Below are 25,283 nucleotides of genomic sequence, written 5' to 3' on the forward strand. Positions count from 1 at the left end.
GTCAGTCCCGCACGAGCAGCCCGGCTGCCCGGCGCGCGGCGTCGACCAGGGGCACCCGGTCCAGGTCGTCGACCTCGTCCAGCGGCACCCAGACCGCCTCGTCGGTGGAGCCGTCGACCTCGTGCGTCAGCGCGCCGCCGACGACGTGCGCGCGGTACAGGATGCCCAGCGCGTGCAGGTCCGGCAGGTCCGGGCGGGCCCGCTCGGCCGAGGGGTAGACGACCGACTCGACACCGATCAGCCCGTCGAGCACGGCCTCGTACCCCGTCTCCTCACGGACCTCCCGGACGACCGCGGCCTCGGGGTGCTCGCCGGGCTCCAGGCCGCCCCCGGGAAGGGACCACCCCTGCAGCGCGCCCGCGGACCAGTGCACGAGCAGCATCCGCCCCTCGTCGACGACGACGGCGTACGCAGCGACCCGGGTGTCCACGGGCGACGACGCTACCGCCCGCCGCCGACCGCCTCCGGGACGTCGTCGGACAGCACGGTCGGGCGCGGGACCGGCGGCCCGAGGCCCCGCACACGCGTGCGCAGCCAGCGGACGACGAGCCGCGGGTGCAGCAGGCTCGTCGGGCCGGCGGCGAGCTGGTAGATCCGCGACAGCGCGACCTGCGCCGCCACGTCGCCGTGCGTGCTCATCTCGTCGAGCGCGCCGATCCAGCGCCCCACCAGCACCGACACGAGGTCGCGTGACGCGGGCAGCCCGGCCAGGGCCGTGTCGGCACCGGTGGCCGTCTGCCACGGCAGCTCGCCGATGCGCACGCACTCGCGGACGAGGCGCGCGGCCGCGCCCGGCCCGTCGAGGCGGCCGTCCGCGTCGGCCCGGCGCAGGGCGAGCGCGTCGAGCGCGGCGACGGTCATGCCCTGCCCGTACACGGGGTTGAACGCGCACAGGGCGTCGCCGACGACGAGCAGCCCGTCGGGCCACCCGACGACGGTGTCGTACCGGTGGCGGCGGTTCGCGGTCTGGCGGTGCGTGGCGACGTCACCCTCGACCTGCCCCGCCGCGAGGACCCGTGCGAGCGAGTCGTCGGGCAGGCTCGTGAGGAACTCCCGCAGCCCGGCGAGGTCCCGGGGCGGACGGTGCGCCCCGGCGCCGGTCCCGGAGACGGTCCACCAGCCACCCTCGGCGGGGACGGCGAGGCCGCCGCCGCGCCCCGGCTGCGGCAGCACGACGACGCCCGGGGCCAGCAGGCGCCCGGCGGGCAGCCGCACCCGCACGGTCGCGTACCCGACCTGCGCGTCGACCTCCTCGACGGGTCCGGGCCGGACGCCGATCGCGTCGAGCCACACCGGCAGGCGTGACGCCCGCCCGGACGCGTCGACGACGAGGTCGGCGGGCCGTGCGCGACGGCCCGGCGCCGCGCCCGCCGGACCGACCGGCACGTCGGACCACCCCGCCGGGACGGCGTCGACCCACCACCGCGGCTCCCCGGGCCGCCCGCGTCGCAGCCCGGTGACCCGCTGCCCCCCGACGACCCGCACACCGGGCAGCGCACGCACCCGCCGCCGCACCAGGTGCTCGATCAGCGGCCGGGACGCGAGCAGCACCTCGGGCTGGCGTGACGGCGGCGCCCACCCTCCCGTGCCGAGCCACGCGAGCCTCCCGGTGTCCACCGGGACGGCACCTGCCGCGCGCAGGTCGTCGCTGAGGCCGGGCAGCAGCTCGTCGATGCTCGCCAGGCCGCGGTGCAGCAGCATGTGCGGCTGCCGGCCCTGCGGCACCCCGGGACGCGGCGCCGGGGCGGGAACGGCGTGGGTGGGGTCCGCGTCGGCACGGTCCGCGTCGGCACGGTCCGCGTCCGTCAGGTCGTCGCGGTCGAGCAGCGTCACCGCACGCCCGTCGCGCGCGAGCGCGGCGGCGGCCAGCAGCCCGGCGACGCTCGCGCCCACGACCACGACGTCCCGCACGCCCTGTGCACCCATCCGCCCATCCTGCGCGGCGCCGGGCGAACCGCACCAGACCCGGCAGCCGCCGGCGTTCCGGTCGCCGCGGCGGACGTTCCCGGTGATGATCTGGCTGACCCACCCAGCGCCGCCCACCGAGGACGTCCGTGCCCCGCACCACCCCGCCCGTGCAGATCGGCCCGTCGGCCCCGTGGCTGCCCGCTGACCTGCCCACCGACGTCGACGACGCCCTCACCGACGTCCGCACCTGGCCCGCGGACCTGCGCCCCGGGCACGGCGCGACCGCCCGCCTCTGGTCGCTGCTCGCGTCGCTGGCGGCGCACGACCTGGGCGTCGCACGCGCGGTCGAGCCGCACCTGGACGCCCTGGCGATCCTCGACCAGGCCGGCGCAGCGGACACCACGGGCCGCACGTGGGGCGTCTTCGCCGCGGAGGGGCCGGGGGTGCGGCTCGACGCGTTCCCGCCCGACGCCGGAGGCACCTGGCGCCTGCGCGGCACCAAGCCCTGGTGCTCCCTGGCCGGCCGGCTGGACGCCGCGCTCGTGACCGCGCACCTGCCCGACGGCGCGCGTGCCCTGTTCGCGGTGGACCTGCGCGACCCGGGCGTCGCACCCGTCGACCAGCCGTGGGCGTCCCGCGGGCTGGTGGAGATCCCGTCGACGCCCGTCGCGTTCGACGACGTCCCGGCGGCACCCGTGGGTGCGCCCGGCTGGTACCTGGAGCGGCCGGGGTTCTGGTGGGGCGGCATCGGCGTGGCGGCCTGCTGGTACGGCGGGGCGGTCGCCCTCGCCCGGGCGCTGTGGGCACGGGCGTCGACGAGCGACGACCGGCTGGTCGCGATGCACCTGGGCGCGGTGGACGTCGCGCTGCAGGACGCCCGCCGGGCGCTGGAGGAGGCGGCACGCGTCGTGGACGGTGAGGGCGGCCGGGTCCCGGGACCCGTGGTCGCGAAGCGGGCGCGCGCGACGGTCGCGCGCACCTGCGAGGACGTCCTGACGCGCGTCGGGCACGCGCTCGGCCCGGCGCCCCTCGCCCTGGACCCGGTGCACGCCAAGCGCGTCGCCGACCTGCAGGTCTACGTGCGGCAGCACCACGCCGAGCGCGACGACGCGTCCCTGGGCGCCGCGCTCGGCGGCACGGACACCGCCCCGTGGTGACGTTCGACGCCCGCACCCCCGGCACCGCGCCGCACGTGTGGGACGAGCCGCTGGCCGCGCTGCCGCCGTGGCGCCCGCTCCCCGGCCGCACGGTCGTGGTCGCGGCCCACCCGGACGACGAGACGCTGACGGCGGGCGGGCTGCTGGCCGAGCTCGCCGCAACGGGGCACCCCGCGGAGGTCGTCGTCGTCACCGACGGCGCGGGCTCCCACCCCGGCTCCCCGACGCTCCACCCGACGACCCTCGCGCGGCGCCGGGTGGACGAGGTGCGCCGCGCGGTCGAGCTCCTGTCCCCCGGCTCCCGGGTCACCCTGCTGGGCCACCCCGACGGCGGCGTGCGTGAGGCACGGGACCGGGTGACGGCCGAGCTGCGGGCGCTCCTGACGGACGGCGAGCCGGTGCGCACCCTCGTGACGACGTGGCGCGGCGACGGGCACCGCGACCACCGCGTGCTGGCCGAGATCGGGGCCGGGCTCGCCGCCGAGCTGCGCTGCACGCACGCGGAGGCGCCGCTGTGGCTGTGGCACTGGGCGACGCCCGACGACCCGGCGGTGCCGTGGGACGCGCTGCGCGCCGTGCCGCTGCCGGACCGCGCCGTCGTGCTCAAGCAGCGCGCGATCGCCGCGCACGAGACGCAGGTGCACGCCCTGTCCGACGACCCCACCGACGCGCCCGTCCTGCACCCGCGCTTCCTGCAGGGCTTCACGCGGGACGTCGAGCCGTTCGTCGTCACCGAGCCGGACGCCGTCCGCCCCAGCCTGCCCGCGTCGTACTTCGACGCGACGTACGCCCGGCACGCGGACCCGTGGGGCTTCACGGACCGCCCGTACGAGGCGCGCAAGCGGGCGCTCACCCTGGCGGCGCTGCCCGACGACCGCTACGCCCGCGCGCTGGAGGTCGGCTGCGCGATCGGGGTGCTCACCGCCGGGCTCGCGGCCCGGTGCGACGCGCTGACGGCCACGGACGTCGCCGAGGCGGCCCTCGAGCGCGCCCGCGAGCGCCTCGCGGACGCCCCGCACGTGCGGCTCGTGCGCGGCGCCCTGGGCGGTGCCGGCGACGACGCGCTGCCGGACGGCCCGTTCGACCTCGTGGTTCTCTCGGAGGTCGGCTACTACCTGTCCTGGCCCGACCTGACGGCCGCCCTGCCCGACCTGCTGGCCCGCCTCGCCCCCGGCGGCACCGTGCTCGCCTGCCACTGGCGGCACCCCGTGGCCGACTACCCCCTGCCCGGCGACGCGGTGCACCGGGCGCTGACCCGTGCCGCGCGGGAGGCGGACCTCGCGCGCCTCGTCGAGCACCGCGAGGCGGACCTGCTGCTCGACGTGTGGAGCCGGGACCCGCGGTCCGTGGCCGAGCGGACGGGGCTGCGGTGACGGCCGCAGCGGACGCCACCCGCGCGCAGGGCGCGACCGGTGCGCCGGACACCACCGGACGTGTCGCGCACGTCGCCGTCGTGGTGCCCGTGCGCGACGAGGAGCTGCTGCTGGGCCGCTGCCTCACCGCGCTGGACGTGGCACGCCGCACGCTGCTCGAGCGGACGGGCTGCACGGCGGGCGTCGTCGTGGTCCTCGACGCGTGCCGCGACGCCAGCGCGCAGGTCGCCGCGCGGCACGACGTGCAGACCCTGAGGCTGCTGGCCGGTGACGTGGGAGCCGCCCGCCGCGCCGGTGTCGCCGCGGCGCTGGCGACGGCGCCGACCGCACCGGGCGGCACCTGGCTGGCCTGCACCGACGCCGACTCCGAGGTGGCCGCGGACTGGCTCGTCGAGCACGTGCGTCTGGCGGACGCGGGGGCGGACGTCGTGGTGGGGACCGTCCACCCCGACCCCGCGGACCTCACCGCGGCGCAGTGGGCGGCGTGGCGCGCGACCCACGTGCCCGGGCGCCCGAACGGCCACGTCCACGGCGCCAACCTGGGCGTGCGGGGGTCGGCGTACCTGCGGGCGGGCGGGTTCGCGCCTGCACCGGAGCACGAGGACGTCGACCTGGTGGCGCGGCTGCGCGCCACGGGCGCGCGCGTGGTCGCGTCCGACGTGGTCGACGTGCGCACGTCCGGCCGTGCCGTGGGCCGCACCCCCGGCGGGTACGCGGGCCACCTGCGCGCGACGCTGCTGCGGGTCTAGCCGGGCTCAGGTGCGGCCCTCCCCGCACCCGGGCCCGGCGGCTCGTCCGCAGCGCTCACGCCGTGCGCAGGTGCTCCTTGGCGTCGTCGTACGTGGCCTCGCCCGGCAGCGCGGCGGGCGCGTAGACCACCCGCAGCACCCCGCGCGGCAGCGGCTCGCAGCGCAGCAGCGCGAACGGCTGGTACGTGTCGGCCTCGGCGAACAGCCGCTCGCCCGCGCGGGCGGCGACGGGGTGCACGAACAGCCGCAGCTCGTCGAGCAGGCCCGCGTCGAGCAGCTGGCGGACCACCGAGATCGACCCGGCGACCAGCACCTTGCCCGTCGACGCGTCCTCCTTCAGCGTCCGGACGGCGCCGACCACGTCGGCGGTGCGCTCGACGTTGCGCCACCCGAGGTCCTGCTCGCCGCGGGTCGCGACGAGCTTGCGCACGTCGCCGAGGTCCTTGGCGAAGGCCGCGTCCTCGCCGCCGGCGGCCTCGCGGTCCGGCCAGGCCCCGGCGAACGAGTCGTACGTGACGCGGCCCAGGACCAGGACGTCGACGTCCTCGTAGTCCTCCCCGACGGCGGCGCCCATCTGCTCGTCGAAGTAGGGGAAGTGCCACTCGGGGTCGATCTCCGCCACGCCGTCGAGCGAGATGAACAGGGTCGAGACGACGGTCGCCATGGGGGTACCTCCGGTCGGGGTGCGGTCCCGGGTCTGACCGTCGCGACGGGCCGGACTCATCGGGGTCGGGCGTGCGGGTGCGGCCGCGTCGGGGTCCCGGTCAGTCGTCGATGTCGAGCACGTCGCCGGGTTCGACGCGACGCGCGGCGAGCCCCGGGTCCGCCAGCAGCGCGTCGACGACCGCCGCCGACGCGCCCACCGCGACCTCGCGCGTGTAGATCGGCACACCGACGAACCACGACCGGTGCTCCGGCCAGATCAGCGACGGCGCGTCGCCCGGGAGGTCCCGCAGCACGAGCGCGGCGGGCAGCGGCCCCGTCCACAGGTGGTAGGCCCGGTGGGGCAGGTGCAGCGGGTCGACTGCGGGGCGCTCGAGGCGCCGTGCGGCCAGGGCGTCCTCGGCCTCGGCCCGGGCACGGGCGATCTCGGCGGCGTCCGGTACGGGACCGGCCGGGTCCCACCCCACGCCGACGCCCATGCCGGGCGCGTAGCGGGGGTCGGCGCCGTGGTCGAACAGGAAGCCGAAACCCTCCCACAGCCCGCAGTGCACGGACTGGTCACCGGTGACCGGCGCGAGCAGGTCGAGCAGCCGGTCGAGCGCCACGTACCCGTCCACGGGCTCGTCGCCGAGGTCCACGGCATGGGGGAACAGCGGCACCACCGCGTACGCCTCGTACCCGAGCGGCACGGCGTGCCCGACGCTCGGGCCGAACTCGCCCAACCGGGGCACGATCCACTCCCCGGCGCCCGGGCCGTCGTCCCAGCGCGCACCGGCGCGACGCAGCACCTCGGACCCGGACATGCCCGCGACCGTACCGGCGGGCGGCGGCTCGCGGCACGCGGTTCCGCGCCGGACGGCCGGCGGGCGGGCCCGGCCGAGCCGAGGTCAGGACCCGCTGTGCGCCACCCTTCCCGCCCGTAGCCTGACCCGGTGACCAACCTCGACCCGCACCCCGACGAGCAGGTGTGCGTCGCCGGCCCGGCCGCCGACGTCGAGCTCGTCGAGCCCCGCGACGTGCCGCTGGGCGGGCCGCGGGCGATGACGGTGCGTCGCACGCTGCCGTCGCGGGCGCGCTCGCTGGTGGGTCCGTTCTGCTTCGCGGACCACTACGGGCCTGACGACGTCGCGGCGACCGGCGGCATGGACGTGCCGCCGCACCCGCACACCGGGCTGCAGACCGTGACGTGGCTGTTCGAGGGTGCGGTGCTGCACCGCGACGCGCTGGGCTCGGAGCAGGTGGTGGTCCCCGGGCAGCTCAACCTCATGACGGCCGGGCGCGGCATCTGCCACAGCGAGGAGGCGACGCCGGCCCGCTTCCCCGACCGTCCGGTGCTGCACGGCGTGCAGCTCTGGACGGTGCTGCCGGACTCCGCGCGGCACGGCGACCGGGCGTTCGAGCACGTGCCCGACGTCCCGACCGTCACGCTCGACGGTGCCGTGCTCCAGGTGTTCATGGGCGCGCTGGGCGGGGTCGCGTCACCGGCGCGCGCGTACACGCCGCTGGTCGCCGCGCAGGTCGACCTGCCCGCGGGCGCCCGGCTGACGCTCCCGGTCGACGCGACGTTCGAGCACGGCGTGCTCGTCGACACCGGGGACCTGCGCGTCGAGGGGCACGACGTCGCCCCCGCGTGGCTCGCGTACGCCCCACCGGGCCGTGACGCCCTCGTCCTGGAGGCCGGCGACGCCCCCGTGCGCGCGGTGCTCATGGGCGGGACGCCGTTCACCGAGCCCGTGCTCATGTGGTGGAACTTCGTCGGCCGCACGCACGACGAGGTCGTCGAGGCCCGCGCCCAGTGGCAGGCCGCGATCGGCGGGGGCGCCGACGGGCTCGGCCGGTTCGGCGAGGTGCAGGGGTACGGCGGCCCGGCGCTGCCCGCACCCGAGCTGCCGAACGTGCGGCTGCGGGCCCGCGAGCGCTGAGCGGCGCCGTCCGCGCGACCGGAGCCGGGCGCCGGTCCCGGCCACCGAGCCCCCTGTGCCACGATCGTGGCCGTGGAGCTCCCCGTCCTCTGGTCCGTCGTCCTGATCGCCGCCGGGGTGTGGAACCTCGTCGTGTGGCCCCGCTTCTGGCAGCGCGTGTCGGCCGACCCGCGGGCGCGCGACGCCGACGGCCGCGCCACCCGCTTCTTCACCGTCCACCTGGTGCTCGTCGCCGTCTCGCTGGCGCTGGGCACCGCGGTCGGGGTGCTGGGCCTGCTCACCCTGCGGTGAGTCAGCGCGCGAGCAGCTCGCGCAGCGTCGCCACGACCTCCCCCGGCGCCTCCTCGGCCAGGAAGTGCCCGGCGCGCGTGGTGCGGTGGTCGAGGTCGGGCGCCCAGGCGGACCACAGGCCGGCGGCGTCGTAGCCCAGCGCGGCGCCCCAGTCCTGCTGGACCACCGTGACCGGCATGGCCAGCACCCGGCCCCGCGCCCGGTCCTCGCGGTCGTGGACCACGTCGATCCCGGCGGACGCGCGGTAGTCCGCCACGATGGAGGGGACGGCCTCGCGGCTCGCCCGCAGGTACTCGGCGCGGTGCTCGGCGTCGATCGCGGCGGGGTCGGCGACCCACCCGTCGAGGAACGAGGCGAAGAACGTGTCGGCGACGGCCTCGATCATCGGCTCGGGCACGCCGACGGGCTGGGCCATGAGGTACAGGTGCCACGCGACCTTGGCGTCGGCGCCGTGCAGGACGTCCCACATGTCGAGGGTCGGCAGCACGTCGAGCACGAGCAGGTGCGTGACAGCCTCCGGGTGGTCCAGGCCGGCGCGGACGGCGACGAGCGCACCCCTGTCGTGCCCGGCGAGGGCGAACCGCTCGTGGCCCAGCGCACGAGCCAGCGCGACCACGTCCGCGGCCATCGTCCGCTTGGCGTAGGTGTGCTCGTCGGCCTCGGCGGGCTTGTCGCTCGCGCCGTACCCGCGCAGGTCGGGGCAGATGACGGTGTGGTCCCTCGCCAGGTCCGCGGCGACGTGCCGCCACATGACGTGCGTCTGCGGGAAGCCGTGCAGCAGGACGACCGCCGGGCCGCTGCCGGCGACGGCGGCGTGCAGGTGCACGCCGGGGGCCGTCTCGACGCGCTGGGACGTGAAGCCGGGGATGGTCAGGGACATCGGTGCGCTCCTTGCAGGTGGGGACGAGCACCACCCTGCCCACGTCGGATCAGCGCCCGATCAGCGGGCTACCCTGCCGGGGTGACGGCGGTGGAGGTCCGGGTGCTGGGCCCGGTCGCCGCGACGGCCGACGACCTGGACCGTCCGCTGCGCAAGCCGCGGCTGCGCGAGGTCCTCGGCCTCCTCGTGGCCGGGCACGGGCGCACGGTCACCACCGGCGCGCTGGTCGAGGACCTGTGGGACGGTGCGGCGCCGGCCGGCGCCGTCGGCGCGGTCCGCACGTTCGTCGGGGAGCTGCGCCGCGCGCTGGAGCCGCAGCGTGCGCCCCGCACGCCGTCGCGGCTGGTCGTCACCACACCGACGGGGTACGCGCTGCACCTGCCCGAGCACGCGGTCGACGCCTGGCGCGTGGGCGCCGCGGCCGCCGCCGCGCGCGCCGCGTCCCCCACCGCGGCGGCGGCCCTGCTCACCGACGCCCTGGCCCAGTGGCGCGGTGACGCCTACGAGGAGTTCGCGGACCGCCCGTGGGCGCACGCGGAGCGTGTCCGGCTCGCCGCCCTGCGCGCCGACCTGACCGAGCGCCTCGCCGATGCGCTGCTGGCGGCCGGCCGGGCAGCAGAGGCCGTGACCCTGCTCGACCCGCACGTGGCCGCGCACCCCTGGCGCGAGGACGGGTGGCGGCTGCTCGCCACCGCGCTGCACCGCGCGCACCGGCCCGCGGACGCCCTCGACGTGCTGCGGCGCGGCCGGCGGACGTTCGCCGACGACCTCGGCCTGGACCCGGGGCCGGCGCTGGTCGCGCTGGAGCAGGAGATCCTTGACCGCCGTGAGCACACCTGGAGCGACGCCGGCCTGTCCGCCCTCGACCGCCGCGGCGCCCGCGCCCGGCTCGAGGCGTCGCCCGCCGTCCTGTCCAGCCTGGCGGTCTCGGGCGACCTGACCACGGTCCGGGCCCAGCGCCTGGCGGCCGTCGCCGCGGCCGAGCAGCTCGACGACCCCCTGCTGTCCGCGCGCGTCATCGGCGGGCTGGAGGCACCGGGGGTGTGGACGCGGTCCGACGACGAGGACCTCGCGCGGGCGGTCGTCGCGGCCGCGGTCCGCACGCTGCCGCGCGTGGCGGGCAGCCCGCACGCCACGGCCCGGCTGCTGGCGACCATCGCGCTGGAGGACCGCGGGACGGCGGCACACGAGCCGCAGGCGCAGGAGGCGGAGGCGCTGGCCCGCGGGCTGGGCGACGACCGGCTGCTGTGCCTGGCCCTGAGCGGCCGGTCCATGCAGCGGTTCGGGCGGGCCGGGCTGGCGGGCGACCGCGAGCGCATCGGGGCCGAGCTGGTCGCGGCTGCGCGGCGCGCGGAGTCGACCACCTTCGAGATCTGCGGGCGCATCGTGCGGCTGCAGGCGCTGTGCGCACTGGACCGGCTGGACGAGGCAGCTGCCGAGGCCGACGCGGTCGACGCCCTCGCCGCGGCCGCGGAGCGGCCGCTCGCCTCGACCTTCACGGACTGGTTCCGGCACGGGTTCGCGGACGCCCCCGAGCCAGCGGCGCCCGCGGAGATGCCCGGCTTCTCGCGCGGGATCGTCGCGCTGAGCCGTCTCACGCGCGCGGTGCGCGCCGGGGCCGACCTGCCCGACGGCGACCTCGGGCCGTACGAGCCGTGGGCCCGGCCCCTGCTGCTCGCCCGCAGCGGGTACCGCGACGAGGCACGACGCGCGCTGGCGACCGCGCCGGCACCGCCGCACGACCTGCTGCTCGAGGCCACGTGGGTCCTGCTGGCCACCGCCGCCCGTGAGCTCGACGCGCCGGCGGTCGGCGCGCGCGCCGCCACGGTGCTGCGCCCGGCGGCCGACGAGCGCGCCGCCGGCAGCGGCGTGATCGACCTGGGGCCGGTGCGCCGGTTCCTCACGCCCTGAGGGCGGCCTGTCACACCCGGCCGCTCGCCGGTGTCTCCGTGTCGTCAAGGACGTCCCCACGACGCACGAGGAGCAGTCATGACCGACACCACACGGGTCCCACCGGCCGAGGTCGACGGCGTGGCCGGTGCACTGGTCAGGTTCGTCGCCCGCAGGCGGCTCGGCCGCGTACCCGCCTCGCTGGGCGTGCTGTGGCACCACCGGGGCGTCATGACAGCCTCGATGGGTGCCGGCCGCAAGGTCGAGGGCTGGCACGCGCTCGACCCCCGGCTCGCGTCGTACGCGGCGATGGCGACGGCCGCGACCGTCGGCTGCGAGTTCTGCCTGGACTTCCAGTACTTCCTCGCGCACGACCACGGGCTCGACGAGGCGAAGGCCCGCGAGGTCCCCCGCTGGCGCGGGTCGACGGTCTTCAGCGCGCTGGAGCGCCGGGTGATGGAGTACGCGGAGGCGGCGAGCCTCACCCCGCCCGCGGTGACCGACGAGCTGTCGGACGCGCTGCTGGCCGAGCTGGGACCCGCCGGGCTCGTCGAGCTCGCCGCGCGCGTCGGGTTCACGAACATGACGGCGCGCATGAACGTCGCCCTCGGCATCCGCTCCGAGCACTTCGCGGCGGCCTGCGGCCTGGCGCCGCTGCCCGCGCCGACGGCGCGCGCGGGTGCGCAGTAGGTTGACGAAGGTGACCGGTGCGGCACGTGTCGTGGGCGACGACCCGTTCGTCGTGCACCGGGGCCTGCTGTTCACCGTCGCCTACGAGATCCTGGGCTCGGCCGCCGACGCCGAGGACGTGCTGCAGGAGTCGTGGCTGCGGTGGGAGGCCGTCGACCGGGCGCGGGTGCTGGCGCCGCGCGCGTACCTCGTGCAGGTCGTCACCCGCCAGGCGCTCAACCACGTGCGCACGGCGGCGCGCCGGCGCGAGGAGTACGTCGGCGAGTGGCTCCCCGAGCCGCTGCTGACCGCGCCCGACGTCGCCGAGGACGTGGAGCTCGCGGAGAGCCTGTCGATCGCGATGCTCACGGTGCTGCAGACGCTGGGACCGGCCGAGCGCGCCGTCTTCGTGCTGCACGAGGTGTTCGACGTGCCGTACGACGAGGTCGCGCGGGCCGTCGGGCGCACCCCCGCGGCCGTGCGGCAGATCGCGCACCGCGCCCGGGACCACGTCGCCTCCCGACGGCCGCGGGTCGCCGTCGCACGCTCCGAGCACGAGCAGGTCGTCGAGCGGCTCGTGCGTGCGCTCAACACGGGCGACCTCGACGGCCTGGTGGCCCTGCTCGCCCCCGACGTCGTCTCGGTGACCGACAGCGGAGGCAAGGTCCGGGGCGCGTCCCGAGGGCCGGTCGTGGGCGCCCTCCGCCTGGCCCGGTACCTCATGGGGGGAATGGCGCGGAGCGCCGGTGCCCTGCACGCGAGCGCCACGTACGTCAACGGCCGGCCGGCCGTGCGGATGGAGCTCGACGGCCGTGTGGCCGCCGTGGCGAGCGTCACCGTCGACGGCGGGCTCGTCACCCACGCCCACACGATCGTGAACCCCGACAAGCTGGGCCGGCTCGACCGCCCGGTCGACGTGCGGCGGTGAACCTCGGGTCGCTCTCACGGGTGGCGGGCGCGTACCGGGTCGGCCGCGCAGGCTCCGCGGCAGCGTGAGGCAGCCCGGACCGGCGGTGCCGTCGGGGGCTCATGCCTCCCGCACGAGCTGCGCCGAGAGGTACCGCGTCGCGCCCGTGGCGAAGCGCTCGTGCGGGCCCGTCCCGTCGAGGGCCGCGAACGGGCGGAACGCCCGCTGCGCCACGCGCGGGATCCACGTCCGCACCAGCTCGGCGCGGCGCGCACCGTCCAGGCCCAGCGCGTGCACGACCTCGGCGGTGACGTCGTCCTCACGGACCGGAACGAGCCCGCTCGAGCGCAGCTGCGCCCGCGTCACCGCAACCTCGCCGGCGGGCCGGAAGTCCGCCCAGGCGAACGTCCCGCCGGGGCGCAGCACGCGGTGCACCTCGGCGACGAACCGCTCGGTCGAGGGGTAGCAGTGCGACGACTCGACGTTGAGGACGACGTCGAACGACGCGTCGTCGAACGGCAGGGCGAGCGCGTCGCCCTGCATGAACCGCAGCCCCGGGCCGCGCCGCTGCCGCCGGCTGAGCCGCACCGCCGACGCGGCCAGGTCCACACCCGTCGTCGTCGCGGGCGCCAGCGCCCGGGCGACCCAGGACGCTCCCCCACCGCGCCCGGACCCGACCTCCAGCACGTCGGCGCCCGTCAGGTCGAGTCCGTCGAGGACGTGCGCGTAGAGCTGCACGCCGTAGCGGTCGGGCTCGTCGGCCGGGTCGAGCGCGAGCGGCGCCGCCGTGGGGTCGAGGGGTGCGAACCCGTAGTTCATGAACGTCCACGCCGGCTGCCGCACGCGCGCACCCAGCAGCTCGTAGCACGCACGCCACGCGAGCTGTCGCAGTCCCATCCGGTGACCGTAGCGGCCGGGGCCCGTGCCGTCAGGCGTCGTGGGGCGGCCGGGCGCCCGCGGTCCGGCGACGCTCCGTGACGAAGAACGACCGTGCCGGCCAGCGGCAGCGCCGGCAGCGAGCCCCGAGTCAGGGCCGACGCCTCTCCGCCGCCCAGCACGGCGGTGGCCGCGGCGAGCAGCACGCTGACCAGCACTGCCCCGCGCACGAGCAGCTCACTTGCCGCGACGGACCTTCTGGATGATGAGGCCGAGGACGAACCCCGCCACCAGGACGCCGAGACCGACCCACCAGGGTTGGTTCATGCCGATCGAGACCATGACTCCTCCTTGACGAGCTGACCGCCGAACCATCCCACCGCACCAGGCCCGAACCCCGTCGGCAGCGGCTCGTGGTCGCCCGTCATCCCGGCGACGGCCCCGCCACCACCCACGCTGCACGACGACGAGCCGGGTCGTCGAGCCCCGGCACGGCAGGTCTGCCCGCCACCACGGTGCGCTCCTGCCGCAGCCGGCGCGCACCTGAAGGTCACTTACGGCCGCGGATCGTGTTGACGATGACGACGATGACGACCGCCAGCACCAGAAGGCTGGACCCGACCCACCAGGGAAACTCCTGTCCTACGGAGAACATGGCCCCTCCTCACGCCCGAGCGTGCTCGCCGTCGCTCGGTCACGGTGCTCGGCGACCACGACCGTGCGGAGCCTGAGGCTCGTGGTCCACCGGGAGCTCATCTCCGGTTCCGGATCTTCATGGCGATGAAGCCGACGACGAGCCCGAAGGCCACGATGCTCAGACCGACCCACAGCGGGAACTCGCGTCCTACCGAGACCACGACTCCTCCTCAGGTGAGCTGACCTCCGACCACCCCCAGGGTGGCAGATGCCCCCGCGACCGCCGGCGATGCGCCTCTGCCGGCGCCGAGCGGGGGTCGAAACCCGTGGCGCCGAGGCCCGCAGCCGTGAGGACGTCGCTGGCCATGGCCAGTCCCTTCGCCCAGCCCCTGCGGCTGGTCCCGGTGGGGTCGAGGTAGCTGACAGGGTTGCCCGACGCGTACGCGTACGGGTCGGACTCCTGCCCCGTGGGGTCGTACTGCGTGAAGCGCCCGAGCCGTGAGAGCCCCGTCAGGTCGTCGCGGGCGGACGCCGCGGCCACAGCCCTCGCGTCCCGCTGACCGCCCACACCAGCGCCCCGGCACCGAGCAGGCCGATCAGCAGCCCTGCGACGTGCAGCACGAGCGAGCCGAGCCCGCGCTCGGGCAGCAGGAACCCGTACGGCACCCAGCCGTCCGTGCGGCCGCGGGTCAGCACGACGCCCAGCCACAGCACGGGGTACGGCAGCACGAGCCACAGCCGGCGCCACGGCAACGACGGGCGGTCGGCGACGACGAGCCAGTCGAGCACGACGAGGCACGGGAACACGACGTGCAGGACGGCGGTCACCCACGGCGGCGCCCCACCCGCACCCGTCGCGAGCACGTTGGACACCAGCGCGACGACGAGCAGGCACGCCGTCGCCACGGCCCGCGCGACGGTCAGCCACCCCGGGACGCGCCGGCCGGTGAGCGCGAGGACGCCCGTCACGACCAGGAGCACCCCCGTCGACAGGCTCGTCAGGTTGGTGAAGTACCCGAGGAAGTCGACGAGGTCCCCGCGTCCGGCCCCCCGCTGCTCGGCGTACGACAGGGCGAGCACCACGAGCACCGCCGACCCGACGACGACGCGGACGCTCGCGACGGAGCGGGACGTCGTCCCGCGCCCGGTTTCGCGCACCTCAGCCCCGCACCCGCTCGAAGTACCACGACAGCAGCAGCCCGGCCGCGACGGCTCCCCCGCCGAACGCCGCCGCACCGCGGCCGTCCACCAGCGCGCCTCGGGCGAGGAGTGCGGCGCCTCCCGCGTTGACGGCGCTCCACGCCACGTTGACGGGCGCCGGGGAGTCGCCCCGCCCCGGCGGCCGCGCGAACGGCGACGTGAACCGCCGGCCCGACAACCCGGCGACGCCGTGCGGGACGGCGTTGGCCGCGAGCGCGCCGGCGGCGAACGCGCGGGCCAGCCGCGCCGGAGTGGTCCGCTGCGTCATGCGAGGAGTCTGCCGCGGGCCGGGCGCCACGGCGAGGGGCCGAGCCCGGGGACCACGCCCGGGCCGCTGCTCGGCCCCCGGTAGCATCGCCCCATGGCCGAGCGCGTGACCATCGGCGATCTCGCGCAGCGCCTGGGACTGTCCAAGGCGTCGGTGTCGTACGCGCTCAACGGGCGGCCCGGCGTGAGCGCGGAGACGCGGGCGCGGGTGCTGGCGCTGGCCCGTGAGCTGCAGTGGTACCCCAGCTCGTCGGCGCGGACCCTGTCGGGCGCGCGGACCGGCGTCGTCGGGCTCGTGCTGTCCCGGGACCCCGACCTGCTGGGCACCGAGCCGTACTACATGCTCGTCCTGTCGGGCATCGAGTCGGCGCTCATCGAGGCCGAGTACGGGCTGCTGCTGCGCATGGTCGGCACGGAGCCCGGCCGTGACCTGGCCGTGTACGAGCGGTGGGCGGGTGAGCGGCGGGTCGACGGCGTCATGCTGTTCGACCAGCGTCGCGACGACCCGCGCATCCCCCTGGTCCGGCACCTGGGCCTGCCGGCGGTGCTCAACGGCGCCGCGGAGCCGGGGGCCGCGTTGCCCGCCGTCGTGCCCGACGAGCACGGTGACGCGGACCGGGTCGTCGAGCACCTGCGCGACCTGGGCCACCGCCGGATCGTCCACCTGGCGGGCCCGTCGGGGCTGCTGCACGAGCAGCGCCGTGACCAGCTGGTGCGCGCGGCCGCGGACCGCACGGGCATCGTCGTCGAGACGGTCGAGGGCGACTACACGATGGGGACGGCGGAGCGGCTGACGACCGAGCGCCTGCAGCACGGGCCCGGGCCGACCGCCTGGGTCGCGTCCAACGACGTCATGGCGCTGGGCGTGGTCCGGGCCGCGGCGCGCGCGGGCGTGGACGTGCCCGGCCGGATGTCGGTGGTGAGCTGGGACGACTCGCTGCTGTGCGAGATCGGGGCGCCGCCGATCACGGCGCTGGACCGCCACCCGCGGGACTTCGGCCGCCGCTGCGCGCAGGCGCTGCTCGCGGTGATCGCCGGCACCCCCGACGAGGACACCGGCCCGCGCCCGAGCGAGCTGCGGGTGCGCGCGAGCACGGGACCCGCCCCCGCCTGACCGGTCCCGCGCACCGCAGCGCCGAGACCCCGGCGAGTGGACGCGGCCGCTGACTCCTGTCACGAATCCGTCACGAGGGGTTCCCGTTCGGCCTAACGGTGGATACGTTGTCCCCGCGAACTGAACCGGTTAGGCAGTACCCCGGCACTCGACAAGGGAGTCCCCGTGAAGCTTCGCCACCTCGCCGCAGCGTCCGTCCCCGTCCTGCTCCTCGCGGCCTGCTCCGGCGGGGGAGGTGGTGACGACTCCGCCTCCGGTGACGGCGACGTCACCCTCACCTACTGGGCCAGCAACCAGGGCACGAGCCTGGACAACGACAAGGAGGTCCTCACGCCCGTGCTCGAGCAGTTCACGCAGGACACGGGGATCGGCGTGGACCTGGAGGTCATCGGCTGGAGCGACCTGCAGACGCGGATCCAGACGGCCGTCACGTCCGGCCAGGCGCCCGACGTCGTCAACATCGGCAACACGTGGGCCGTGTCGCTGCAGGCCACGGGCGCGTTCCTGCCGCTCGACGACGCCGCGATGGACGCGATCGGCGGCGCGGACAAGTTCGTCGAGACCGCGCTGGAGACCGGCGGCGCCCCGGACACCGACCCCACGTCCGTGCCGCTGTACGGGCTGGCCTACGGGCTCTACTACAACAAGGCGATGTTCGAGGAGGCCGGCCTGCAGCCCCCGACGACGTGGGAGGAGATGGTCTCGGCCGCCCAGGCGCTCACCGACCCGGCGACCGGGGTCCACGGCATGGCGCTGGCGGCGGGCAGCTACACCGAGAACAACCACTTCGCGTTCATCAACGCCACGCAGAACGGCGCCGAGCTGTTCGACGCCGACGGCAACCCGACGTTCACCGAGGACGGCGTCGTCGACGGCATCGTGCGCTACCTCGACCTCATGCAGGCCGAGGACGTGGTCAACCCGGCCAACGCGCAGTACGACAACGCGTCGCTCGCCGTGGCCGACTTCGCCACCGGCAAGGCGGCGATGATCCTCAACCAGAACAACGCCAACGCGACGATCGAGTCCAACGGCATGGCGGCCGACGCGTACGGCGTGGTGCCCTTCCCCGCACCGGCGGACTCCGAGAGCGACGTGGCCAGCCACGTCGCCGGCATCAACATCTCGATCTTCGGCAACACCGAGCACCCCGACGAGGCCCTGCAGCTCGTCGAGTACATGACCAGCGAGGACGTGCAGACGACCCTCGGCAAGCCCTTCTCCTCGCTGCCCGTGCTGAAGGACGCGAAGGCCGCCTTCACCGACGACCCCGAGCTGGCCGAGACGTTCACGCAGATCTACAACGAGCGGTCCGCCCCGCTGCCGCTGGTGCCGGCGGAGGACCAGTTCGAGACGACCGTCGGGCAGGCGATGAACCGCATGTTCGCCACGATCGCGACCGGTGGCACGGTCACCGAGGACGACGTGCGCGAGGCCATGCAGACGGCCCAGGACCAGGTCCAGGCGTCGGTCGGCTGACCGTCGCGGACCGCGCCGAGGAGGACGCCGTGGCCACGACCACGTCCACCGCCCCGCCGGTGCCCGCAGCGCGCACCGTGCCCGGGCGTCGCCGCCGCAGGAGCGGGTGGTGGCTGCCGTACGCGCTGCTGGTACCGGCGGTGCTGCTCGAGGTGGTCATCCACCTGGTGCCCATGCTCACGGGCATCTGGATCAGCTTCACGCAGCTCACGCGGTTCTTCATCCGCGACTGGACGTCGGCCCCGTTCGTGGGGCTGCGCAACTACCAGGTCGCCCTGGACTTCGACGGTGCGGTGGGCCGCGCGCTGCTCAGCTCCTTCGCGATCACCTGCGCGTACACCGTGCTCGTGGTGGGCACGGCGTGGGTGCTGGGCATGGCCGCCGCCGTGGCGCTGCAGCGGCCGTTCCGGGGTCGCGCGGCGTTCCGCACGCTGTTCCTCGTGCCGTACGCGCTGCCCGTGTACGCGGGCATCGTCACGTGGAACTTCATGCTCCAGCGGGACACCGGGGTCATCAACCAGCTGCTCGTCGAGGACCTGGGGGTGCTGGACGAGCGGCCGTTCTGGCTCATCGGCGGGCACGCGTTCGCGTCGATCGTCATCGTCGCGACGTGGCGGCTGTGGCCGTTCGCGTTCCTCATGCTCACCGCCGGCCTGCAGTCCGTCCCCGACGACCTGTACGAGGCCGCGGCGATGGACGGGGCGCACGCGTTCCGGTCCTGGTGGTCCATCACGCTGCCGATGCTGCGCCCGGTGAACCTGGTGCTGGTGCTCGTGATGTTCCTGTGGGTGTTCAACGACTTCAACACCCCGTACGTGCTGTTCGGCACGTCGCAACCACCCGCGGGCGACCTCATCTCGTTCCACATCTACAACGCCTCGTTCCTCACGTGGAACTTCGGCGCCGGTGCGGCGATGTCGGTGCTGCTGCTGCTGTTCCTGCTGCTCGTCACCGGCATCTACCTGATCACCCTGAACCGGAGGTCGCGCCGTGCATGAGACCCGGGCGTTCAAGACCTTCCGCACGGTCGTGGTCGTCGTGCTCGCGGCGGTCACGGCCCTGCCGCTCTACGTCATGATCACGTCGTCGCTCAAGCCGCTGCAGGACGTGCGCGGGGCGTTCTCGTGGTGGCCCACCACGTGGACGTTCCAGCCGTTCGTCGACATGTGGACCACGGTGCCGCTGGCCCGGTACTTCGTGAACAGCCTGATCGTGTCGAGCGCCGCGACGCTGGCGAGCCTGGCGATCGCGATCTTCGCGTCCTACGCGGTGTCCCGGTACCGGTTCCGCGGTCGGACGGCGTTCACCACCACGGTGCTGTCGACGCAGATGTTCCCCGGGGTGCTGTTCCTGCTGCCGCTGTTCATCATCTTCGTCAACATCGAGCAGCAGACGGGCTTCCAGTTCGTCGGCACCCGCATCGGGCTGATCATCACGTACCTGACGTTCTCGCTGCCGTTCTCCATCTGGATGCTGTCGGGGTACCTCGACAACATCCCGCAGGAGCTCGACGAGGCCGCTCGGGTGGACGGCTGCTCCCCCATCGGCGCGCTGTTCCGGGTCGTGCTGCCGGCGGCACGACCCGGCGTGATCGCGGTGGCGATCTACGCGTTCATGACGGCATGGGGAGAGGTGCTCTTCGCGTCGGTCATGACGACGGAGGCGAACCGCACGCTCGCCGTCGGGATCCGGCAGTACTCGACGCAGACCAACGTCTACTGGAACGAGATCATGGCGGCGTCGCTCGTGGTCTCGATCCCGGTGGTCATCGGGTTCCTGCTGCTGCAGCGGCAGTTCGTGGCGGGGCTGACGGCGGGGGCGGTGAAGTGAGCGGCGGGGGTGCGCGCACCTGACCACCACGTCGCGGACCGGCGGAGGGGACCGGCCTGCGGCAACCCCGCTGAGCAACCCTGCAGTGCAGCCCCGCAGTGCAGGCCCGCAGTGCAGCCCCGCAGCGCAGCCCCGCAGCGCGGTCCGGTATGTCAGGATCCCTCCAGGTGCGCGGTCCGCCGAACCGTGGGCCGGGCAGGGACGAGGGGGGACCGGCGGTGACCGAGATCCGGGTCGACGAGCAGGAGACCGCGCGGTGGCGCCTCGGCGTGAGGTCGCTCGCCGCGGTCCAGGCCGCGGTGGTGCTGGCGAACCTGACGTCGTGGCCGGTCCCGCCCCTGCTGACGCTGCTCCCGGTGTTCGCGCTCGGCCTCGTCGTGGGCGTCTCCCGTGAGCGGGCACCGGGCCGGTGGTGGTTCGCCCTGGCGCCTCTCGCGGCCGTGACGGCCACCCTCGTCGCGCTCACCGGGGCTGTCGCGGACGACGTCGCGTGGTGGGTGGTCGGCGCGGTCGTCAGCGCCGCACCGGCGTGGCTCGTGGCGTCGACCGGGCGCCCCCTACGGGCCACCCGGTCGGACCCGGCGTGAGGGGCACGGCGCCCGACGTGGCGACGCCGTCGGGTGCCGCGGGTGAGATGGGATGAGATCGGCCCGTCCGCGACGTGTGTCCGGTTACCCTGCGCCGATGGGACGCCGTGGCCCGAAGCAGGAGGTCGACCTCGTCGAGGAGGACGGGCCGGACGACGGTGCGTCGGCCGACCCGCCGGACGGTGACGCACCCGGGGACGGCGCCCCGTCCGGCGCCGACGCCGCACGCGCGCGCCGGCGCAGGGCCACCACGCTCGGGGCGGGTCTGCTCGCGGTCCTCGTGCTCGTCGGCGTCATCGGGCAGGGCGTCGTCACCGCCCGCGAGCGGGACCGGCTCGCGGCCGTCGCCGCGCTCCGGGGCGTCCTCGCACCGCTCGACGGGCCGCCGCAGGTCCTGTGGACCAGCGACGAGGACATCCCGTTCCAGGTGGTGACCTCCGCCGGCCACGCGGCCGGGGCCGTGGAACACCCGGACGGCCGGGTCGTCGCGCGGGCGGTCGACCTGGCGACGGGCAGGACGGCGTGGGAGGTCGACCTGCTCACCGTGGCCGACGGCATGGAGCTGCCGGCGGGGGTGGTCCCGGTCATGCGCGGCTCCGCGTACTGCTGGCCCGGCGCCCCCGACAACCGCACGTCGGACGTGATGCTGTGCACCGCCGAGAACGCCGTCTGGGTCGAGGAGGACGGGACGATGCGCAAGATCGCCGCGACCGTCTCCCGCCTGGTCCTGCTCGACGCACGGGACGGCACGGTCGTCACCGACCTCACGGACGAGGCCGCTGCGGCGCCGGTCGCGGAGTCGTCCACCACCCTCGGCGACCTGGTGCTGCTGGCGGGCCGCACGTCCGACGGTGCCCAGGTCCGGGCCGTCCGACGCGACGGGTCCGTCGCGTGGCGCACCACCGTGCCCGCCCCGCCGCCCGCGGAGCCCGAGCCCGGAGGGTCGCCCGAGCAGCTGCAGCTGATCGGGGCCGGCGACCACGCCGCCCTCGTCACCCCCGATGCCGTGCACCTCCTCGGCGCGACGGGCGGGACGGTCCGCCGCACGCCCCGCGCCGCGGACGCCTGGGCCACGGACTCCACCGACGGCACGGTCGTCCTGGGGACCGGCGGCGCGTACGCGCCTCCGGGCGGCCCGCCGCAGGCCCCCGCGTCGTCGACGTTCATCCGTCCGGACGGCGCCGTCACCCGGCCCGGGGAGTGGGTGTGGCTGGGCGTCGACGACGGCACCGCGCCGTTCACGGCGCTCACGTGGGACGCCGACGGCCTGCACGCCTGGGACAGCGATGACGCACCGTTGTGGACCGCCGACGTCCGGCTGCCGCGCGAGGCCGTCGCCCTGGACGGCCTCGTCCACCTCGCGGACGGCACCGGGCTGCTGACGCTCGACGCGGGCACGGGTGCCGAGGTGTGGCGGATGACAGCCCTGCGGTCGGACACCCCCCTGATGACCGACGGCAACGTCCTGGTCGTCACCGCCGGGCCGACGCTGGGCGAGGACGGCGGAACCCGCCTCGTCGCGCTCGACCGCAAGGACGGCTCGGAGGTGTGGCGCGCACCCACGCCGGTCGACGTCGACAGCCTGTGGCCGGTGGGCGGCGTCCTCCTGGGCCAACGGTGGGAGCAGGACGGACTCATGGACCAGGTGGTCGTCACCGCACTGGGGTGATCGGTCCGGCAGCCGACGCGCGCCCCGCACGGTGCGGCGACCCCGCCCTGCTCGTCCGTACGACCGGCACGTCATCCCGGGGTTGGGACGGGTCCGACGCCTTCCCACCCACGGACGGACGGGACCCACGACCGTGTGCCCCCGTGGTGGGCCGCACGTCGAGCCCGCAGGGGGAATCGGCGGGCGCGGCGTCCCGCATAGCGTCACTGATATGCCCCTGACCTGTGACGACGTCGTCCTGCTGCACGACCCCCGTGTGGCAGCCGTCCCGGTCCTCGAGAGCGGCGATCCCCTCGTCGACGCCCGGCTGCCCCGCCTGCACGCCACTGCCGACCCGCTCGGCGCACGCGTCCGGGCACCGGTCGCCCGGCGCCTCGTGCTCGCCCGGGCCGCACTGCCGCCGGGCCTGCACCTGGCCCTGGCGCAGGGGTGGCGCAACCCGGCCGAGCAGGCCGCGATCGTCGCCGGGTACCGCGCCCGCGTGCGCGCGGACCACCCCGCCGCGTCCGACGCCGAGGTGGACCGCCTCACCAGCCGGTACGTGGCACCGGTGGACGTGGCGCCGCACGTCGCCGGCGCGGCCGTCGACGTCACCCTCGTCGACGACGCGGGCACGGAGCTCGACCTGGGGTGCCCGCTCGACGCCACCCCGGAGGAGAGCGCCGGCCGCTGCTTCACCGACGCGCCCGTCCCACCGGCCGCTCGGGCGCTGCGCACGGCGCTGTCGGACGCGATGCGCGCCGCCGGGTTCGTGAACTACCCGACGGAGTGGTGGCACTGGAGCTTCGGCGACCGCTACTGGGCGCTGCTGACGGGCAGCCCGGCCGCCCTGCACGGGCCGGTGGCGGCGTGAGCGCGACCCTCTGCCCGCCGGACGCCGACCCGGACGCCGCCGTGGCCCGGACCCACCCGGTGCTCACGGTGCGGCTCGACGCGGTCGCGCACAACACCCGCGTCCTGGCCGGGTCCGCGCGGCGGCTGATGGCCGTCGTGAAGGCCGACGGGTTCGGGCTGGGCGCCGAGGACGTCGCGCGCACGGCGCTCGGGCACGGGGCGTCCGCGCTCGGCGTGGCGACGCTCGCCGAGGCCGCCGAGCTGCGCCTCGCAGGCCTGACGGCGCCGCTGCTGGCCTGGCTGACGGCCCCCGGCGACGACCTGTCCGACGCCGCGCTGCACGGCGTCGACGTGGCCGTGCCGGGTGTCACGCACCTGCGGGCCGCGGTGTCGGCGGCACGGCGGCTGGGGCGGGTCGTGCGCGTCCACCTGTACCTCGACTGCGGTGCGGCCCGCGACGGATGCTCGCCGGAGCTGTGGCCCGGGCTGTGCGCTGCGGCCCGTCGTGCGGAGCTCGACGGGACGGTGCGGGTCGTCGGCGTCATGGGGCACCTGCCCTGCGCGGCGAGCCTCGACCCGGTCGGCAACGCGGCGGCCAGGGCCCGGTTCGTGCGCGGCGTGCGGCAGGCGCGCGCGGCCGGGCTGCGGCCGCGGCTGCGGCACCTGGGCGCGACGGCCGCCGTGCTGGGCCTGCCCGGCACGGCGTTCGACCTCTCACGCGTCGGGGCGGGCCTGGTCGGCATCGACCCGACGGGCCGGTACCCGGTGCTGCGCGGGGCCGCCCAGGTGACGGCACCGGTGGTGCAGGTCCGCGACGTCGGTGCCGGGGTCGGCGTGGGCTACGACCACACCCACCGCACGGCCGCCCCGACACGGCTCGCGCTGCTGCCGCTCGGTTACGCCGACGGCCTGCCTGTGGCGGCGTCCGGTCGCGCCGAGGTCCTGGTGCACGGCCGGCGTCGCCCGCTCGTCGGGCGCGTGTCGATGGACCAGGTCGTCGTGGACGTGGGCGACCTGCCCGTGCGGCTGGGCGACGTCGTGACGGTCATCGGCACCGGCGACGACGTCGTGACCGGCGGCGTCACCACCTGCGACCCCGCCCCCACGCTCGCCGAGTGGGCGGGCTGGGCGGGCACGCTCCCGCACGAGCTGCTGACCGGGCTGGGGCGGCGGCTCGTACGCCGCTCCGCACCCGCCGACGCCCACCTCACCCCCACACGTCCCCCCTTCCCACCTGGAGCACCCGTGACCTCCTCCCCCCTGCAGCACCGGCCCCTGCCCACCCCGCCGACACCGGGGTGCCGCGTCGCGGTCGTGGGCGGCGGCGCCAACGCCGAGCACGACGTGTCGCTCGCGAGCGCCGCGGCCGTCCGCGACGCCCTCGCCCCCACGCATGACGCCCTCGCCCCCACGCATGACGTCGTCGCCCTGACCATCGCCCGCGACGGCACGTGGTCGACCGACGGCGTCGCGCTGACGTTCCCGGAGGCGGTCGCCCTGATCGCGACGTGCGACGTCCTGCTGCCCGCGGTCCACGGCCCGCACGGCGAGGACGGCACCCTGGCCGCGCTGGCCGACCTCGCAGGCGTCGCCTGCGTCGGGTCCGGGGTGCGGGCCGGGGCCGTCGGGATGGACAAGTGGGTCACCAAGCTGGTCGCCGCCGCGGTGGGCGTCGCCGTGGCCGACGGGCACGTCGTGCGCAGCGCCGCCGAGGCCTGCCGCGAGCCGCGTCTGCCGGCCGTGGTCAAGCCGGTGGCGAACGGGTCCAGCCACGGGGTGCGCCGTGTCGACACCGTCGGCGAGCTCGCAGCGGCGGTCGCCGCTGCGCTGGAGCTGGACGACCGGGTGCTGGTCGAGGGGCTCGTGACGGGCCGCGAGATCGACGTCGCCGTGCTGCGCCGCGCCGACGGCACCACCGTCACGTCGCCGCCGTTGGAGATCGGCCACGCCGGAGCCGTCTTCGACACGGCGACCAAGTACGACGGCAGCGCACGGTTCGTCGTGCCGGCCGAGCTGGACCCGGCCGACGCGGACCGCCTGGCCGCCGCCGCGCTGGCGGTCGTCGACGCGCTGGGGTGCGAGGGGGTCGCGCGCGCCGACTTCTTCCTCACGTCCGACGGGCCGCTGATGAACGAGGTCAACACGATGCCCGGCATGACGCCGCACTCGCAGGTGCCGCGGATGTTCGCGGCGGCGGGCCTGCCGTACGCGGAGCTGGTCGCCGAGCTCGTCGCACAGGCCCGGGTGCGGCACGCCGCGGGCACTCCGTGACGGCACGCGTCGGCGCGTGGGACGCCCTGCGCGGCGCCGCCATCGCGCTGGTGATGCTGCGGCACGCCTGACCCGACGTGTTCCCGGGTGCAGGGTCGTCGGCGTCGTCAC

At 76.1% G+C, this 25,283-nt stretch carries 24 protein-coding genes; 16 read left to right on the top strand and 8 right to left on the bottom strand.

What is annotated here, in order from left to right; translation table 11 throughout:
• Position 1: 1 nt before the first annotated feature.
• Positions 2–430 carry an NUDIX hydrolase gene (locus J1G43_RS15875; RefSeq protein WP_207378806.1) on the bottom strand — a complete coding sequence of 143 codons (429 nt, stop codon included), beginning with the start codon at positions 428–430 and terminating at the stop codon, positions 2–4.
• A gap of 11 nt (positions 431–441) precedes the next feature.
• Positions 442–1,926 carry an NAD(P)/FAD-dependent oxidoreductase gene (locus tag J1G43_RS15880; RefSeq protein ID WP_207378807.1) on the bottom strand — a complete coding sequence of 495 codons (1,485 nt, stop codon included), beginning with the start codon at positions 1,924–1,926 and terminating at the stop codon, positions 442–444.
• 128 nt (positions 1,927–2,054) lie between these two features.
• Between J1G43_RS15880 and J1G43_RS15885 the strand changes: the two genes are divergently transcribed.
• The 3 genes from J1G43_RS15885 to J1G43_RS15895 are packed head-to-tail and all read left to right on the top strand — an operon-like array spanning position 2,055 to position 5,187.
• Positions 2,055–3,065, top strand: coding sequence for an acyl-CoA dehydrogenase (locus J1G43_RS15885; RefSeq protein ID WP_207370979.1), 1,011 nt, complete (start codon positions 2,055–2,057; stop codon positions 3,063–3,065).
• Positions 3,059–4,438 carry a bifunctional PIG-L family deacetylase/class I SAM-dependent methyltransferase gene (locus tag J1G43_RS15890; protein WP_207378808.1) on the top strand — a complete coding sequence of 460 codons (1,380 nt, stop codon included), beginning with the start codon at positions 3,059–3,061 and terminating at the stop codon, positions 4,436–4,438. Before J1G43_RS15885 ends, J1G43_RS15890 begins: the two co-directional genes overlap by 7 nt.
• Complete coding sequence (locus J1G43_RS15895; protein WP_207378809.1) at positions 4,435–5,187, top strand: glycosyltransferase family 2 protein; 753 nt, start codon at positions 4,435–4,437, stop codon at positions 5,185–5,187. Before J1G43_RS15890 ends, J1G43_RS15895 begins: the two co-directional genes overlap by 4 nt.
• Before the next feature lie 55 nt (positions 5,188–5,242).
• On the opposite strand, the gene J1G43_RS15900 is transcribed toward J1G43_RS15895, so the two are convergent.
• Positions 5,243–5,851, bottom strand: a complete 609-nt coding sequence (locus J1G43_RS15900) for a dihydrofolate reductase family protein (protein ID WP_207378810.1) — start codon at positions 5,849–5,851, stop codon at positions 5,243–5,245.
• A 100-nt stretch (positions 5,852–5,951) separates the two neighbouring features.
• Positions 5,952–6,653, bottom strand: coding sequence for a hypothetical protein (locus tag J1G43_RS15905; protein ID WP_207378811.1), 702 nt, complete (start codon positions 6,651–6,653; stop codon positions 5,952–5,954).
• Positions 6,654–6,782: 129 nt separating this feature from the next.
• Here J1G43_RS15905 and J1G43_RS15910 point away from each other — a divergent pair, with 129 nt between their 5' ends.
• Together J1G43_RS15910 and J1G43_RS15915 are read left to right on the top strand one after the other, a co-directional pair.
• Positions 6,783–7,772 carry a pirin family protein gene (locus J1G43_RS15910; protein ID WP_207378812.1) on the top strand — a complete coding sequence of 330 codons (990 nt, stop codon included), beginning with the start codon at positions 6,783–6,785 and terminating at the stop codon, positions 7,770–7,772.
• 72 nt (positions 7,773–7,844) lie between these two features.
• Positions 7,845–8,063 carry an SCO4848 family membrane protein gene (locus tag J1G43_RS15915; protein WP_207378813.1) on the top strand — a complete coding sequence of 73 codons (219 nt, stop codon included), beginning with the start codon at positions 7,845–7,847 and terminating at the stop codon, positions 8,061–8,063.
• Between the two features lies 1 nt (position 8,064).
• On the opposite strand, the gene J1G43_RS15920 is transcribed toward J1G43_RS15915, so the two are convergent.
• On the bottom strand, positions 8,065–8,943 hold the full coding sequence (locus J1G43_RS15920; protein WP_207378814.1) for an alpha/beta fold hydrolase: 879 nt from the start codon (positions 8,941–8,943) through the stop codon (positions 8,065–8,067).
• Positions 8,944–9,024: 81 nt separating this feature from the next.
• Between J1G43_RS15920 and J1G43_RS15925 the strand changes: the two genes are divergently transcribed.
• The 3 genes from J1G43_RS15925 to J1G43_RS15935 all read left to right on the top strand — a co-directional run bounded on the left by J1G43_RS15925 (position 9,025) and on the right by J1G43_RS15935 (position 12,430).
• On the top strand, positions 9,025–10,854 hold the full coding sequence (locus J1G43_RS15925; protein ID WP_207378815.1) for a BTAD domain-containing putative transcriptional regulator: 1,830 nt from the start codon (positions 9,025–9,027) through the stop codon (positions 10,852–10,854).
• 78 nt (positions 10,855–10,932) lie between these two features.
• A complete protein-coding gene (locus tag J1G43_RS15930; RefSeq protein WP_207340351.1) occupies positions 10,933–11,523 on the top strand; it encodes a carboxymuconolactone decarboxylase family protein in 591 nt (196 codons plus the stop codon).
• 10 nt (positions 11,524–11,533) lie between these two features.
• Positions 11,534–12,430 carry an RNA polymerase sigma-70 factor gene (locus tag J1G43_RS15935; protein WP_307859630.1) on the top strand — a complete coding sequence of 299 codons (897 nt, stop codon included), beginning with the start codon at positions 11,534–11,536 and terminating at the stop codon, positions 12,428–12,430.
• 99 nt (positions 12,431–12,529) lie between these two features.
• Here J1G43_RS15935 and J1G43_RS15940 read toward each other — a convergent pair whose 3' ends face one another.
• From J1G43_RS15940 to J1G43_RS15950, 3 genes are all read right to left on the bottom strand, one after another.
• Positions 12,530–13,306, bottom strand: a complete 777-nt coding sequence (locus tag J1G43_RS15940) for a class I SAM-dependent methyltransferase (protein ID WP_207340350.1) — start codon at positions 13,304–13,306, stop codon at positions 12,530–12,532.
• A gap of 1,125 nt (positions 13,307–14,431) precedes the next feature.
• Positions 14,432–15,079 carry a Pr6Pr family membrane protein gene (locus J1G43_RS15945; RefSeq protein ID WP_207378816.1) on the bottom strand — a complete coding sequence of 216 codons (648 nt, stop codon included), beginning with the start codon at positions 15,077–15,079 and terminating at the stop codon, positions 14,432–14,434.
• A 1-nt stretch (position 15,080) separates the two neighbouring features.
• Entirely contained in the window at positions 15,081–15,389 is a 309-nt protein-coding gene (locus J1G43_RS15950; protein WP_207370987.1) for a hypothetical protein, read from the bottom strand.
• A 93-nt stretch (positions 15,390–15,482) separates the two neighbouring features.
• Here J1G43_RS15950 and J1G43_RS15955 point away from each other — a divergent pair, with 93 nt between their 5' ends.
• From J1G43_RS15955 to alr, 8 genes are all read left to right on the top strand, one after another.
• On the top strand, positions 15,483–16,502 hold the full coding sequence (locus J1G43_RS15955) for a LacI family DNA-binding transcriptional regulator (protein WP_207370988.1): 1,020 nt from the start codon (positions 15,483–15,485) through the stop codon (positions 16,500–16,502).
• Positions 16,503–16,667: 165 nt separating this feature from the next.
• On the top strand, positions 16,668–17,981 hold the full coding sequence (locus J1G43_RS15960; RefSeq protein ID WP_207340346.1) for a sugar ABC transporter substrate-binding protein: 1,314 nt from the start codon (positions 16,668–16,670) through the stop codon (positions 17,979–17,981).
• Positions 17,982–18,010: 29 nt separating this feature from the next.
• A complete protein-coding gene (locus J1G43_RS15965; protein WP_207340345.1) occupies positions 18,011–18,979 on the top strand; it encodes a carbohydrate ABC transporter permease in 969 nt (322 codons plus the stop codon).
• Positions 18,972–19,811 (top strand): carbohydrate ABC transporter permease, encoded by an 840-nt coding sequence (locus J1G43_RS15970; protein WP_207340344.1) that lies wholly within the window; start codon positions 18,972–18,974, stop codon positions 19,809–19,811. Before J1G43_RS15965 ends, J1G43_RS15970 begins: the two co-directional genes overlap by 8 nt.
• Positions 19,812–20,029: 218 nt before the next feature.
• Entirely contained in the window at positions 20,030–20,398 is a 369-nt protein-coding gene (locus J1G43_RS15975; RefSeq protein ID WP_207340343.1) for a hypothetical protein, read from the top strand.
• A 97-nt stretch (positions 20,399–20,495) separates the two neighbouring features.
• On the top strand, positions 20,496–22,067 hold the full coding sequence (locus tag J1G43_RS15980) for a PQQ-binding-like beta-propeller repeat protein (protein WP_207378817.1): 1,572 nt from the start codon (positions 20,496–20,498) through the stop codon (positions 22,065–22,067).
• 211 nt (positions 22,068–22,278) lie between these two features.
• Positions 22,279–22,920, top strand: coding sequence for a M15 family metallopeptidase (locus tag J1G43_RS15985; protein WP_207370992.1), 642 nt, complete (start codon positions 22,279–22,281; stop codon positions 22,918–22,920).
• Complete coding sequence (gene alr, locus J1G43_RS19175) at positions 22,917–25,172, top strand: alanine racemase (RefSeq protein WP_307859631.1); 2,256 nt, start codon at positions 22,917–22,919, stop codon at positions 25,170–25,172. The genes J1G43_RS15985 and alr overlap by 4 nt, the downstream gene beginning before the upstream one ends.
• Positions 25,173–25,283 lie beyond the last annotated feature (111 nt).

This window comes from Cellulomonas sp. zg-ZUI22, assembly GCF_017353535.1.
Classification (GTDB): Bacteria; Actinomycetota; Actinomycetes; order Actinomycetales; family Cellulomonadaceae; genus Cellulomonas; species Cellulomonas wangleii.